This window comes from Xanthomonas arboricola pv. populi, from assembly GCF_002939945.1.
Classification (GTDB): Bacteria; Pseudomonadota; Gammaproteobacteria; order Xanthomonadales; family Xanthomonadaceae; genus Xanthomonas; species Xanthomonas arboricola_A.
Genome location: NZ_MDEB01000001.1, coordinates 335,486 through 349,519 on the forward strand (window position 1 = coordinate 335,486; position 14,034 = coordinate 349,519).

10 protein-coding genes are annotated in these 14,034 nt (G+C 65.6%); 1 reads left to right on the forward strand and 9 read right to left on the reverse strand.

Going from position 1 to position 14,034, the window contains the following annotated elements:
• Positions 1-37: 37 nt before the first annotated feature.
• The 4 genes from XaplCFBP3123_RS01695 to XaplCFBP3123_RS01710 all read right to left on the reverse strand — a co-directional run bounded on the left by XaplCFBP3123_RS01695 (position 38) and on the right by XaplCFBP3123_RS01710 (position 5,498).
• Positions 38-3,208, reverse strand: coding sequence for an efflux RND transporter permease subunit (locus tag XaplCFBP3123_RS01695; protein WP_104532532.1), 3,171 nt, complete (start codon positions 3,206-3,208; stop codon positions 38-40).
• A gap of 105 nt (positions 3,209-3,313) precedes the next feature.
• Positions 3,314-4,504 carry an efflux RND transporter periplasmic adaptor subunit gene (locus XaplCFBP3123_RS01700; protein WP_104532533.1) on the reverse strand — a complete coding sequence of 397 codons (1,191 nt, stop codon included), beginning with the start codon at positions 4,502-4,504 and terminating at the stop codon, positions 3,314-3,316.
• Positions 4,501-5,274: an SDR family oxidoreductase gene (locus tag XaplCFBP3123_RS01705; protein WP_104532534.1), complete on the reverse strand. Its 774-nt coding sequence runs from the start codon at positions 5,272-5,274 to the stop codon at positions 4,501-4,503. Before XaplCFBP3123_RS01705 ends, XaplCFBP3123_RS01700 begins: the two co-directional genes overlap by 4 nt.
• Positions 5,271-5,498: a hypothetical protein gene (locus XaplCFBP3123_RS01710; protein ID WP_104532535.1), complete on the reverse strand. Its 228-nt coding sequence runs from the start codon at positions 5,496-5,498 to the stop codon at positions 5,271-5,273. The genes XaplCFBP3123_RS01705 and XaplCFBP3123_RS01710 overlap by 4 nt, the downstream gene beginning before the upstream one ends.
• Positions 5,499-5,626: 128 nt before the next feature.
• On the opposite strand from XaplCFBP3123_RS01710, the gene XaplCFBP3123_RS01715 reads away from it, so the two are divergent.
• Complete coding sequence (locus tag XaplCFBP3123_RS01715; protein ID WP_104532536.1) at positions 5,627-6,661, forward strand: LysR family transcriptional regulator; 1,035 nt, start codon at positions 5,627-5,629, stop codon at positions 6,659-6,661.
• 616 nt (positions 6,662-7,277) lie between these two features.
• On the opposite strand, the gene XaplCFBP3123_RS01725 is transcribed toward XaplCFBP3123_RS01715, so the two are convergent.
• The 5 genes from XaplCFBP3123_RS01725 to asnB all read right to left on the reverse strand — a co-directional run bounded on the left by XaplCFBP3123_RS01725 (position 7,278) and on the right by asnB (position 14,032).
• Positions 7,278-8,003 carry an OmpA family protein gene (locus tag XaplCFBP3123_RS01725; protein WP_016902719.1) on the reverse strand — a complete coding sequence of 242 codons (726 nt, stop codon included), beginning with the start codon at positions 8,001-8,003 and terminating at the stop codon, positions 7,278-7,280.
• A 288-nt stretch (positions 8,004-8,291) separates the two neighbouring features.
• Positions 8,292-9,710, reverse strand: a complete 1,419-nt coding sequence (locus tag XaplCFBP3123_RS01730) for a cryptochrome/photolyase family protein (RefSeq protein ID WP_104532537.1) — start codon at positions 9,708-9,710, stop codon at positions 8,292-8,294.
• 102 nt (positions 9,711-9,812) lie between these two features.
• Positions 9,813-11,240, reverse strand: coding sequence for a replicative DNA helicase (locus XaplCFBP3123_RS01735; RefSeq protein WP_104532538.1), 1,428 nt, complete (start codon positions 11,238-11,240; stop codon positions 9,813-9,815).
• A gap of 222 nt (positions 11,241-11,462) precedes the next feature.
• On the reverse strand, positions 11,463-12,017 hold the full coding sequence (locus XaplCFBP3123_RS01740) for an NADPH-dependent FMN reductase (protein ID WP_104532539.1): 555 nt from the start codon (positions 12,015-12,017) through the stop codon (positions 11,463-11,465).
• Between the two features lie 74 nt (positions 12,018-12,091).
• Entirely contained in the window at positions 12,092-14,032 is a 1,941-nt protein-coding gene (gene asnB, locus XaplCFBP3123_RS01745) for an asparagine synthase (glutamine-hydrolyzing) (protein WP_104532540.1), read from the reverse strand.
• Positions 14,033-14,034: the final 2 nt, after the last annotated feature.

A 14,034-nucleotide genomic window follows, 5' to 3' on the forward strand; every position in this document is an offset into this window, starting at 1 on the left:
GTCCTTCTACTGCGAATGGGGGTTGGGAACGACGCACTCACGCCTTGACGTGATCGTGCGCAACAGCGGCCGGTGCGTCGGGTTCGCGACGCGTCACCCACTTGCGCAGGGCCACGTAGAACACCGGGGTCAGGAACAGGCCGAACAAGGTCACACCGAGCATGCCGGCGAACACGGTGATCCCGGTGACCGAGCGCACCTCGGCGCCGGCGCCATGCCCGAACACCAGCGGCACGGTGCCGGCGATGAAGGCGATGGAGGTCATCACGATCGGACGCAGACGCAGCCGGCAGGCTTCCAGCGCGGCCTCGACGATGCCCTTGCCGTGCATTTCGAGTTCGCGGGCGAACTCCACGATCAGAATCGCGTTCTTGCACGCCAGACCCATCAGCACCACCAACCCCACCTGCACGAACACGTTGTTGTCGCCGCCGGTGAGCCACACGCCGAACAAGGCAGACAGCAAGGTCATCGGCACGATCAGGATCACCGCCAGCGGCAGCGTCCAGCTCTCGTACAGCGCGGCCAGCACCAAGAACGCCAGCAACACCGCCATCGGGAACACGATCAACGCCGAGTTGCCCTGGGTGGATTGCTGATAGCTCAGATCGGTCCACTCGATGTTCATGCCGTTGGGCAACACCTCGGGCGCCATGCCGGCCAGCGTCTGCATCGCCTGGGTGGAAGAGAGCACGCGCGGGTCCGCCTCACCGATCAGATCGGCGGCCGGGTAGCCGTTGTAGCGGATCACCGGATCCGGGCCGTAGGTCTGGCCCAGCGTGACCATGCTGCCGATCGGCACCATCTCGCCGTTGGCATTGCGGGTACGCAGGTTGGCGATGTCCTCGACGCTGTCGCGGAACTGTCCATCGGCCTGGGCAATCACCTGATAGGTGCGGCCGAAACGATTGAAGTCGTTGATGTAGGACGAACCCAGATAGGTCTGCAGCGTGTCGAACAGATTGGTCAGCGGCACGCCCTGCGCCTTGGCCTTGTCGCGATCGACCTTGGCATCGAGCTGCGGCACATTGGCCTGATACGTGCCGATTGGGAACTGCATGCCCGGCGTTTGCGAGATCGCACCGGACATCGCATTGACCGCACTCTGCAACTGGCCATAGCCCAGACCGGCACGGTCCTGGATATACAGCGAGTAGCCCGAGCCCTGCCCCAGGCCCAGGATCGGCGGCGGCATGAACGCAAACGCAAAGCCCTGCTGGATCTGGCTGATGCGCGCGTTGATCTCCGCGTTGATCTGCGCCGCAGTGCGGCTGCGCTGGCTGAACGGCTTGAGCGTCAGGAACACCGTGCCGGTATTGGGCGTGTTGGTGAACTGCAGCGGATTCAGACCCGGGAACGCAATCGCGTGGTCCACGCCGTCGGTCTGCAAGGCGATCTGGGTGATCTGACGGATCACTTCGTTGGTGCGTTCCAGCGAGGCGCCTTCCGGCAGTTTGGTACCGGCAATCAGATACAGCTTGTCTTGAGTCGGAATGAAACCACCCGGCACCACCTTGAACATGAAACCGGTGGCCAGCAGCAGCAGCACATACACCACGAACACCGCGCCACGCTTGCCCAGGGTCCGCGAGACCGCGCCCTGGTACTTGTGCGAACTGCTGTTGAAGAAGCGGTTGAACGGACGGAACAACCAGCCGAACAAGCGATCGATCAACCGCGACGGGCCATCCTTCGGTGCGTCATGCGGCCTGAGCAGCATGGCCGCCAGTGCCGGCGACAAGGTCAGCGAATTGATCGCCGAGATCACCGTGGAAATGGCGATGGTCACCGCGAACTGCTTGTAGAACTGGCCCGTCACGCCCGACAGGAACGCCATCGGCACGAACACCGCGCACAGCACCAGCGCGATGGCGATGATCGGCCCGGACACTTCGCGCATCGCCTGATGCGCCGCAGCCAACGGAGCCAGACCTTCTTCGATGTTGCGCTCGACGTTTTCCACCACCACGATCGCATCGTCGACCACGATGCCGATCGCCAGCACCAGGCCGAACAGGCTCAGCGTGTTGATCGAAAAACCCAGCAGGTACAGCGCGGCGAACGTACCGACCACCGACACCGGCACCGCCAGCAACGGAATGATCGAGGCACGCCAGGTCTGCAGGAACAGGATCACCACCAGCACCACCAGCAGCACCGCTTCCAGCAGCGTATGCACCACCGCGCTGATCGAGTCGCGCACGAACACGGTCGGGTCGTACGCAGCCGACCACGCCATATCCTGCGGGAACTGCTTTTCCAGCTCGGCCATCTTGGCGCGCACCGCATCGGACAATTCGATCGCGTTGGCACCGGGCGACTGGAACACGCCCATGCCGACCGCGTTCTTGTTGTCAAGCTGCGAGCGCAGGGTGTAGTTGCCGGCGCCCAGCTCAAGACGCGCCACATCCGACAGGCGCACGATCTCGCCGCTATCGCCGCTGCGGATCACGATGTTGCCGAACTCTTCTTCGGTGGTCAGGCGGCCCTGAGCATTGATCGAGAGCAGAAAATCGCTCTTGTTGGGCATCGGCTCGGCACCGAGCTGGCCGGCGGACACCTGCACGTTCTGCTCGCGAATGGCCGCGACCACATCGCTGGCGGTCAGCCCGCGCGCGGCGACCTTGTCGGGATCCAGCCAGATGCGCATGGCGTAATCGCCGGCACCGAAGATCTGGATCTGGCCCACGCCCGGCAGGCGCGACAGCTCGTCCTTGACCTTCAAGGTGGCGTAGTTGCTCAGGTACAGCGAGTCGTACTTGCCCTTGGGCGAGGTCAGATGCACCACCATGGTCAGCGTCGGCGACTGCTTCTGCGTGGTCACGCCCTGGCGCCGCACGTCCTCGGGCAGACGCGCCTGCGCCTGGCTGACACGGTTTTGCACCTGCACCTGCGCCTGGTCCGGATCGGTGCCCGGCTTGAAGGTCACGGTCACCACCAGCACGCCATCGGAGCCGGCGACCGACTTCATGTACATCATGTCTTCCACGCCGTTGATGGCTTCCTCAAGCGGCGTGGCGACGGTCTCGGCGATGACCTTGGGATTGGCGCCCGGATACACCGCACGCACCTGCACGCTCGGCGGCACCACTTCCGGGTACTCGCTGATGGGCAGCAGCGGCATGGCGATCAGGCCGGCAGCGAAGATGATGATCGACAGCACCGCGGCAAAGATCGGCCGGTCGATGAAAAAACGGGAAAAGTCCATGGGGGTGGTCCTGAAAGAGGTTGCCGCCGGGTGGCGGCGCGGCACCGCGGCACCGAACCGGCCTTGTCTCAAGGCCGGTGGTCATGGCCGCGATGCAGCGATGAATCAGTTCGACGCGGTGCGCTTGTCCGGCGCCGTGGCCATGGCAACGGGCTTAGCATCGACCGGCATGCCGGGCATGAAGATCTTCTGCACGCCATCGACCACCACGCGGTCGCCGGCAGCCAGTCCCTTGCGCACGATGCGCAGGCCGTCGGCATTGCGGCCGAGCTCGATATCGCGCCGTTGCGCCTTGCCGTCCTTGTCGACCACGTACACGTACTTGCGGTCCTGATCGGTCAGCACGGCCTTTTCGTCGACCAGCATGGCCTTGAACTGGCCGCTGCCCAGCAACTGCACGTGTGCATACAGGCCCGGCGTGAACTGGCGCTGCGCGTTGTCCAGCACCGCGCGCACGCGGATGGTGCCGGTGCTGCGGGTCACCTGGTTATCCAGGAAATCCACGCGCCCGGCGTGCGGGAAGCCCTGCTCGCCGACCAGGCCGATGCGCACCGGCAACTCGCCACCGCGCGCATCCGGACGCTCGCCGTTGCGCGCCATCTGCGCGTAACGCAGGAAGGTGCCTTCGTCGGCATCGAAGTACACGAACACCTTGTCCAGCGACACCAGCGTGGTCAGTACGCTGGCGCTGTCGCTGGCGGTGACCAGGTTGCCGGCGGTGACCATGGCACGCCCGGCACGGCCATCGATCGGCGCACGCACGCGGGTCCAGTCCAAGTTGAGCTTGGCGGTATCCAGCGCGGCCTGCGCGGCCAGCAGATCGGCGTCGGCCTGGTCGGCGGCAGCGCGACGCTGCTCCCAGGTCTCGGTCGAAATGGCCTGCTGGTCGGACAGTTTGCGTGCGCGTGCCGCCTCGCTGCGGGCCAGCGTGGACTGCGTGCGTGCACGCACAAGCGCGGCGTTGGCGCGCGCGAATTCGGCGCGGTAGCTGCGGTCGTCGATGCTGAAGAGCACATCGCCCTTCTTCACTTCGGCGCCTTCGACGTAATTGACCTTGTCGATATAGCCGGACACGCGCGGGCGCAGCGCGACGCTTTCCACCGGCTCGATGCGGCCGCTGAATTCGTCCCACTGGCTGATCTCCTTCAGCAACACCGGGGCCACGCTGACGCTGGGCGGCGGCGGTGCGCCGGTCTCGGCAGCCTGGCTGCCGCAACCGGCCAGCACAACCGCGAGTACGGCGCCCGTCAATACAGTACGCAAGGGAAAACGGAACGGGGGGGCGTTCGGGGTCATGGGGAAATCTCTCGGGTGGGGATGGGAAAATGCAGACCGGCCAGCCGGTCGGCCGATGGAGCGGCGTACAGGCGACGGCTGACGGTCACGATGGCTTGCCCGGGCTGGCCAGGCCCGGCGATCAGCGAGACTGCGGCGCGGCCGACATCCACGGCGCGGATCCATTCCGGACACGCGTCCTTGGCACGGCCCGGCGTACACACCGGCTGCTCGACCGACAGCAGATGCACGCGGACGCCGAACGGCTTGGCTTCCTCGTGCAGGACCTGGGCGAGCATGCGGGTGGCGGCGGCGGCAATCGAGGTATCGCCGTGCGCAGCCCAGGCACGCAGCGCGCAGGGGCTGCCCAGCAACAGGTAGCGACCGCCGCCATGGGCCTCGGCCAGCAGCGGCAACAGATGCCGCGCGGCCGCCAGGTGCGGCAGCACGTCGCGCTCCAGGCGGCGACGCAGCGCGGCGACCGGGCGATCGAGCAGGCGGCCGGCCTTGAGCGGGCTGCCCAGGCTGGCGATCACCGCCGCCAGCGGACGCGGGCGCTGGGCCAGTTCGCCGGCCAGCGCCTGCGCCGAAGCGTCATCGGCCACCGAGCCCTGCAAGGTCTCCAGCAGCGGTGTGTTGCCATGCTGCGCGCGCAGCGCGTCGAGCTTGGCGGCGTCGCGTCCAATCACCAGCACCGGCATCCCGGCATCGAGCAAGGCGGCGACGATCCCGGCGCCGACATTGCCCGCGCCGCCGATGACGGCCGTCTCGGATTGGACCATCCCGGTCATGGGACTTTCACTCCCGACATCGGGACAATTCCATGTTGCGCCAGACGCACTGACAGTCCCGCCCGCTGCGCCGGCGCGCCGCCCGCCTGACGCCTGGGCGATGCCGAAAATGCGCGCGAAACGCTGGCACGCGGGCTTCTCACCGTAGAAACCACTGGATCGAAGGCACATTCGATGGCGCTACGCGATGTGGACGACACGCCAAAAACATTGCACAACCACATGGCCGTGCTCCTGCATGGGGAGATGCCGCATAAGCTAGGCCTCAAATCAGCACTTGATTAGTCCGGATTTAGGGGAATAATCGTCCCGTAAGCGGTCTAATCCCTCCTGACCTCTGGAAGGCAGTCCCATGACTCACGATCTCAACGACACCCTGATCTTCGTCAAGGTGGTCGAACAAGGCAGCTTCATCGCCGCCGCCAACGCGCTCGGCCTGCCCAAGACCACCGTCAGCCGCAAGGTGCAGGAACTGGAAACCCGGTTGGGTGCCCGCCTGCTGCACCGGACCACGCGCCGCATCGGCCTGACCGAGGCCGGCTCGGTCTATCACGAACATTGCCAGCGCATCGCACGCGAACTGGAAGAAGCCGAGAGCGCCGTCGGGCAACTGCAGTCCGGTCCACGCGGCTGGCTGCGCTTCACCGTGCCCTACTCACTGGGCATCACCTGGATCGCGCCGTTGCTGGGCGAGTTCCATGCGCAGTACCCGGAAATCCAGCTGGACATGCATCTGGGCAACGAGAAGCTGGACCTGATCGGTGGTGAAGCCGATCTGGCACTGCGCGTCGGCGCCCTGCCCGATTCCAATCTGGTCGCGCGCAAGCTCGGCAGCCTGCGCACGCAGGTCTTCGCCAGCCCTTCCTACATCGAGCGCTATGGCGAGCCGTTGCATCCGGACGAGCTGCAGTTCCATCGCACGCTGGCGCTGCGCAAGAACCGCAACGTGCACAACAACCGCTTTTTCTGGTCGCTCAGCGACGGCAGCGATGTGCGCGATTTCCCGGTCAATCCGTTGATGGTGGCCAACGATCCGGCTGCGCTCAATGGCGCGGTGTTATGCGGCGAAGGCTTGCTGTTGACCGGCGATGTGATGGCCAAGCCATTCGTGCAATCGGGTCTGGTCCGCCGGGTGCTCGCGGGTTGGACCGGGCCGGAGGTGGACTTCAACGCGGTGTTCGCCGGCGGCCGTCTGGTTTCGCCGAAAGTGCGCGCCTTCGTGGACTTCCTGGTGACGCGGATGAACTTCGATGCGGACTACATGATGGCGCAGTGCCCTGCACGTCTGGCGGCACAGAAGGCCGACAACGATGCGAAGATCGAAATCGGCGCAGACGTAAAATTGCGTGCAGAAGGCAAGCGCATCCTGGAAAACGTCACGGCATAGTCCGCACTCCGTTATTCGCCCATAGGCGTAAGTCAAAAGCCTAGTTGATCGAGTGCGCGCTGCCCTTGCCGCTTGCGGGACACGCCGTGAATCCGTCCCTGGAGGCTCGGTGGCGGCATCCATGCCGCCACACGGTCCCGCAACCGGCAAGGACACCGCACCAGAAAGTTGGTCGGCGGCTTTTGAAAGCTTATTGCTCGGCTTGCGGTAGTAGATGAGACGTTTGTAAGTTGCATGTTGAAAGCATGTCTGCTGCTCGGCTGGCGATATGAAATGGTGAGACGCTGGTCGAACGCACAGTGATCCGCCCAACGCACCTCATGCTCTGCTTGCAAATATGCACATCGACCATCCCGACCGGCCTTTGTCCGCCCATCGTCGCGGGACCTTGAGCGGCATGGATGCCGCGTAAGAGCCTACAAGGACGTACTTGCGGCGTGTCCTGCGATGGTGGGCGGGCAAGGGCCCTGCTGAAAACCCGCAGATCGGCAGCTTTGCACTCGACGCGCGCTTGATCAACAAAATTTGCAGCGCAAAAAACGGGCCGCTTTCGCGGCCCGTCTTGGTTACTGATCGCGGCTCTTCAATCGACTCGCCACGATTCAGTGCGGCAAACTCAACGCATGCCCGTGTTGTTGCCGGCACCCTCGGAGCGCAGCGGGATCAGGCGGATTTCGACGCGGCGGTTCTGTGCGCGGCCGGCATCGGTGCTGTTGTCGGCGATCGGGTAACGCTTGCCGGCGCCCATGGTTTCCATGCGCTCGCGCTGCACGCCTTGTGCGGTCAGATACTGCGCGACCGCACCGGCGCGTTCTTCGGACAGGCGCTGGTTGACCGCGTCGCTGCCGACGCTGTCGGTATGACCGACCACTTCCACCATGGTCTGGTTGTACTCGCGCAGTGTGGACGCCACGCCATTGAGCGCGCTGTAGAACTGCGGCTTCAATGCAGACTTGCCGAAGTCGAAGGTGATGCCGTCGGGCAGGTTCAGGGTGATGTTGTCGCCCTGGCGCTGCACTTCGATACCGGTGTTGGCGGTGCGCTCACGCAGTGCGCGCTCCTGGCGATCCTGGTACTGGCCAACCGCCGCGCCGCTGAGCGCGCCGATGCCGGCACCGACCATCGCATGCTGACGCCGCTCGGTGGCGCTGTCGCCGGTCAGCAGACCAGCGGCCACACCGATCGCGGTGCCGATCAGCGCGTTGCGGCCGGTGCGGTTCTGCTGTTGGGTCTGCTCGCCGTACTGGTCGCGCTGCACATACGAGCCGCCGGTGGCGCAGGCGGACAACGCGATGGCGCTGGCCAGGGCAACGGCAAGGCTCTTGGTGGCTGCTGGGGACATGGGGTTCTCCTATGGCCGGACCATCCGGCACTCAATCGTGTCGGCGAGGATAAACAGGCCAACGCGACTGGCGCATGATGAAACCGGCCCTCGATCGCACGCGGCTAGTGCTGCATTCAGGAAAACGTTTTCTGCTGGATAGCGACATGCACACGCGTAACGCACTCGCTGGCGTACGACACAAGCGTCGCAGCGCGCGCATGCAATGCCTCAGCCTTGCAAAACAAAAGCGCAGAACGCGCGCATCGGGGACCACGCAGTCCAGCTGTCGCTCGCGCTGGCGCGCGCTTATCCGCGCGTTTTCGCATACGCCGCCAATGCCGCATCGCGGCCTTCGGCCAAGCCGATGATCGGCGTGCGCGGATATTCCGGTGCCAGACGCGCCAACGACAACGGATGCAGCCACGGCGCGAAGCGCTCCTTCACCGCAAGCTTGCCGAGTTCCGGTATCCAACGGGTGATGTAGCTTGCCTGCGGATCGAACTTCTCCGCCTGGGTGACCGGGTTGAACACGCGGAAGTACGGCGCTGCATCGGCGCCGGTACCGGCCACCCATTGCCAACCCAATGTGTTGTTGGCCAGGTCCGCATCCACCAAGGTGTCCCAGAACCAGCGCGCGCCTTCGATCCAGTGCACGCGCAGATGCTTGCACAACAGGCTCGCCACGATCATGCGCACGCGGTTGTGCATCCAGCCGGTGTGCCAGAGCTGGCGCATGCCGGCATCGACGATCGGAATGCCGGTGCGGCCACGCTGCCAGGCCTGCAATGCGACCGGGTCCAGCTTGGCCCAGTCGAAGCCTTCAAAGCGCGGGTTGAGATTCTGGTTGGTGGTGTCGGGAAAATGGTGCAGCAGGTGATACGCAAAGTCGCGCCAACCCAATTGCCGGATATAGCCGTCGATTTCCGCAGCGTTGCGTGCGTTGCGGTTGGCTTCCAGCATGCTGGCGATCCGCCATGGCGCGATCTCGCCGAAGTGCAGATGCGGCGACAGCTGCGAGGTGCCAACCCGGTCGGGCCGGTCGCGGTTTTCGCGATAACCGGACAGCGCGCCATCGATGAAGATCTCCAGCATCTCGTGCGCGCCGGCCTCGCCGGGCTGCCAGTGCTCCCAGAAACCTTTATCCCAGTCCAGCGCCGGCAGCAACCCGAGCGTGTCCAGCGCAACGGTCTTCAAGTGCGCAGGCAACGGCGGCAGGCTGCGCGGTGCCGGCGCGGCAGCCGGCAACTGCAGCTGCGTGAGCGCATTGCGCCAGAACGGGGTAAACACCTTGTATGGACCGCCCTGCTGCGTCGTCAACTGCCACGGTTCGAACATCAGTGCGGAGTTGCAGCTGTGTACCTCGATCCCGCGCTCGCGCAAGGTACGCTTGATCTGCGCATCACGCGGCTGCGTGGCCGGCTCGTATTTGCGGTTCCAGTACACCGCCACCGCCCTGGTCTGCGCGATCACCTCATCCAGTACCTGCACGCTGTCACCGGCACGAACCACCAGGCCGCTGCCCAGCGCGCGCAAGGCCGCATCCAGCGCCGCGAGCGAGCGATGCCGCCAGCTCCGCGAGGCGGCGCCGGGTGTCCACTCGCCTTCTTCGTGCGGCGCATCGATATACAGCGGAACCGGGTGATGTCCCGCATCCAGCGCAGCCTGCAAGGCCGGGTTGTCTTCCAGGCGCAGATCGCGACGGAACCAGACGATGGCGTAGGACATACAAGCTCGGCAGCGACGATGAGGCGCGCAGGATAAGCCAGCAACTGCAACGATGGCGCGATGCCGCAGCGACGCATTGCCGCCCGGCAGCGCGCATCAGGCTTACTCGAAACTCCCCACCGAATCGTGGGCCAGATTGTCGAAACGGGTGTATTCGCCGAAGAATTTGAGCTTGCACGAACCGGTCGGCCCACCGCGGTGCTTGCCGATGATGATCTCGGCCAGGCCCTTGTCCGGCGAATTTTCCTTGTTGTAATAGTCGTCGCGGTAGATGAACACGATCATGTCCGCGTCCTGCTCGATCGCGCCGGATTCACGCAAGTCGGCCATCACCGGACGCTTGTCGGTACGGGTTTCCAGCGAGCGGTTGAGCTGCGACAACGCGATCACCGGCACGTTGAGCTCCTTGGCCAGGCCCTTGAGCGAACGCGAGATCTCCGAAATTTCGGTCGCACGGTTTTCGCTGTTGCCCGGCACCGACATCAGCTGCAGGTAGTCGATGACGATCAGGCCCAGGTCGTGCTCGCGCTTGAGTCGGCGGCACTTGGAACGCAGCACTTCCGGCGACACGCCCGGCGTGTCGTCGATGAAGATCTTGGTTTCCTTCAGCATCTTGATCGCGCCGGTCACACGCGCCCAGTCCTCGTCTTCCAGCGCGCCGGTGCGCAACCGTTGCGCGTTGATGCGGCCGTTGGACGAGATCAGGCGCATCGCCAGCTGCGATGCCGACATTTCCATCGAGAACACCGCCACGCCCTTCTTGGATTTGATCGCGGCGTATTCGGCGATATTCAGCGCAAAGGTGGTCTTGCCCATCGCCGGACGCGCGGCCAGGATGATCAGGTCGGTCGGCTGCAGACCGGAGGTCATCGCGTCGAAATCGTTGTAGCCGGTCGGCAGGCCGGTGATGTTGCCGCCGTTTTCGAAACGGCTGCGCAATTCCTCGAAGGCGTCCTTCAACGCGCCCGGCATCGCCACGAAGTCGGTGCGCCCGCGCGCGCCGGCCTCGGCGATCTTGAACACCGCCTTTTCCGCCGACGACAGCAACTCCACGCTTTCGCGGCCCTCGGGCTGGAAGCCGTCGTTGACGATGGTGGTGCCCACTTCGATCAGCTGCCGCAACACCGCCTTGTCGCGCACGATCTCCGCGTACGCTGCGATATTGGCTGCCGAGGGCGTGGTGCTGGCCAGTTCGATCAGGTACGCGCCATCGCCCACCTGTTCCAGCTTGCCCTGCGACTCGAACCACTCGCCCAGGGTCACCGCATCGAAGGGGCGGTCCTTCTCGTTCAGTTCGCGAATCGCGCGGTAGATCAGCCGGTGATCGCGGCGGTAGAAGTCGTTGTCGGTGAGCTGGTCGTTGACCCGATCGAACGCATCCGGCGCCAACATCAATCCACCGAGCACGGCCTGCTCGGCCTCGACCGAATGCGGCGGCACCCGCAACTGGTCAAGCCGCGGCTCGGGACGATCGTAATCGTCGTCGCGATCGCGATTGCGCTTGGAACGGAAACCAGGACGAGCGGACATGGACAAACAGACCTGACACGAGGGAGACGAGGGCAGGAAGCATAGTCATCGGCGGCGCCGACGACCATGCACAACTCTGTGGATAACTGGTGGACAGCCGGTGCATCAACGTTCTACGCGCCGGCTGTCGCAACCGCCGAGACGCTTGCCGCGCCAGGGCTTCCACCGCACCACCGGCAGCCGTCGGCGGCTGCCTACGGGCCCACCGCCGCTGTGATCAACTCAGCGCTTGCGCTGTTCGATCAGGCCCAGGAAGGCGTCGACAAACCCCTGCAGGAACTTGCGACTGCCGGCGTTGGCGACCTGATCGTCGGCATCGAACAGGCCGTCCTTGTACTGCAGGAAGACCTCCGGCTGGCCGAGCACCTGCATGTCCAGATACGACAGCACATTGCGCAGATGCTGCTGCGCGGTGGCGGTGCCGATCGCCCCGACCGAGATGCCGACCACGGCGGCCGGCTTGCCCGCAAATGCGCTGTCGCCGTAGGGACGCGAGCCGGTATCGAGCGCGTTCTTGAGCACGCCGGGGATCGAGCGGTTGTATTCGGGAGTCACGAACAGCACCGCGTCCGCCGCCCGGATTTGCTGCTTCAGACGCGTGCCTTCAGCAGGAAAATCGCCGTCGCGGTCCTGGTTGTACAGCGGGATGTCGCCGATCTCCAGATACTCGAACACGGCCTTGTCGCCGGCCAGATGCTCCAGCGCGTGCGCCAGTTGGCGGTTGTAGGACGCTGCACGCAGGCTGCCGACCAGTACGGCGATAGTGATCTTGCTCATGGGAACGCTCCGTTGGGGAATCAGCGCCCTACTCTAGTCAGCCTGGCGCTCATGCCCGGTGAAGCGCGGCTGCCTCAGCGGCCGATCGCGGCGCGTTGCGCGCGCCAATGCGCCTGCCAGGCCTGGAACATCAGCACCGTCCACAGGTGCGTATGCCATTTGCGCTCGCCGCCGTTGAAGTCGCGCCACAGCCCGGCCACGGTGTCGGCGGCGAACACGCCGTCGCGCTCCAGCGCGGCATGCGCCAGCAGATCGTCGGCCCAGCCGTGCAGGTCGCCGCGCAGCCAGGCGCTGACCGGCGCGCCGAAGCCGCGCTTGCCGCGGTAGACCATCGGGTCGGGCAGATAGCGGCACAGCACGCGCTTGAGCAGATACTTGCTGACCCCGTCGCGGTACTTCAGCGACAGCGGCAGCGACCAGGCGAACTCGGCCACCCGCCAGTCCAGCAACGGCGCGCGCGCTTCCAGCCCCACCGCCATGGTGGTGCGGTCCACCTTGCACAACAGATCGTCGGGCAGATAGGCGGCAAAGTCGGCCAACATCATCGCGTCGGCCGGCGTGCCCGAGCCGTGCAGCGGGTCGGCCAGGCTGTAGAAACTGTCGGGCTCGGTCGCGCCCAGCACCACCGCGGCCGGGTCGCGCCAGCGCGAAATGCGGTTGCGGTAGATGTCGCCGATGCCGCGTGCGCCGGCCTCGGCCACCAGCGCGGCCAGGCCGCCGGTGCGCGAGGACTCGCCGTTGCGGCGTGCCGCCAGCGCCATCAGCCGCCGCAGCGGCCCCGGCACCAGCCCATGCATGCGCCAGTTGCGCAGCGCACGCTGGTAACGGCCGTAGCCGAAGAACAACTCGTCGCCACCGTCGCCGGACAGCGCCACCGTCACCCCGCCACGCGCCAGCCGTGCGACCAGCGCGGTCGGCACCTGCGAGGCATCGGCGAAGGGCTCGTCGAACATGTCCGGCAGGGTCGGCACCACCGCCAGGGCGTCGGCGCCGCTGACATATAGCTCGGTGTGATCGGTGTGCAGGTGCGTGGCCACTTCGCGCGCCAGCGGCGCTTCGTCGTGATGCGAACCTTCGAAGCCGATGCTGAAGGTATGCACCGGCTGGGCGCTCTGCGCCTGCATCATCGCGGTGACGATCGACGAATCGGTGCCGCCGGACAGGAACACGCCCACCGGCACGTCGGCCACCATGCGCAGCGCCACCGCATCGCGCAGCACCGCATCGAGCTGTTCCTCGGCCTGTGCATCGCTGCCGGTGAACGGCGCCGCCAGCGCGCGCTGCATCGCCTCGCGCGCGTTCCAGAACGGCTGCTGCGCCTGGTCCGGCCGATGCGCCGCCGCGCCGGCCGCCACCATCTGCGCATCCAGCCGCAGTACCCGCCCCGGCATCAACTTGAAGGTGCGCTCGTGGATGCAGGCCGGCGCCGGGATGTAGCCCAGCCGCAGCAGCAAGGTCAGCGCATTGCGATCGACGCCGTTATCGAACTCCGGATGCTGCCACAGCGCCTTGAGTTCGGAACCGAACACCAGGGTGTCGCCGGCCCAGCCGTAGTACAGCGGCTTCTTGCCGACGCGGTCGCGGGCCAGAGACAGGCAGTTGTCGCGTTCGTCCCACAACGCCAGCGCGAACATGCCGTTGCAGCGGGTCAGGGTGTCGTCCAGCCCCCACTCCACCACCGCCGCCAGCAGCACTTCGGTATCGGAATGACCACGGAAGCGGTGCCCGAGTGCGGACAGCGCCGCGCGCAGCTGCGCGAAGTTGTAGATCTCGCCGTTGTAGGCCAGCACATAACGGCCATCGGCCGAGCGCATCGGCTGATGGCCCAGCGGCGACAGATCCAGGATGCTCAAGCGTTGATGCGCCAGCGCCACGCCGGCCTGTGCATCGCACCAGGTGCCGGCATCGTCGGGGCCGCGATGACGCAAGGCGGCGCCCATCGGCCGCACCAGCGCATCGAGTTGTTCGCCATGCATGCGTGGCGAGGCCAGCAGCAGTCCAGCCAATCCGCACATCG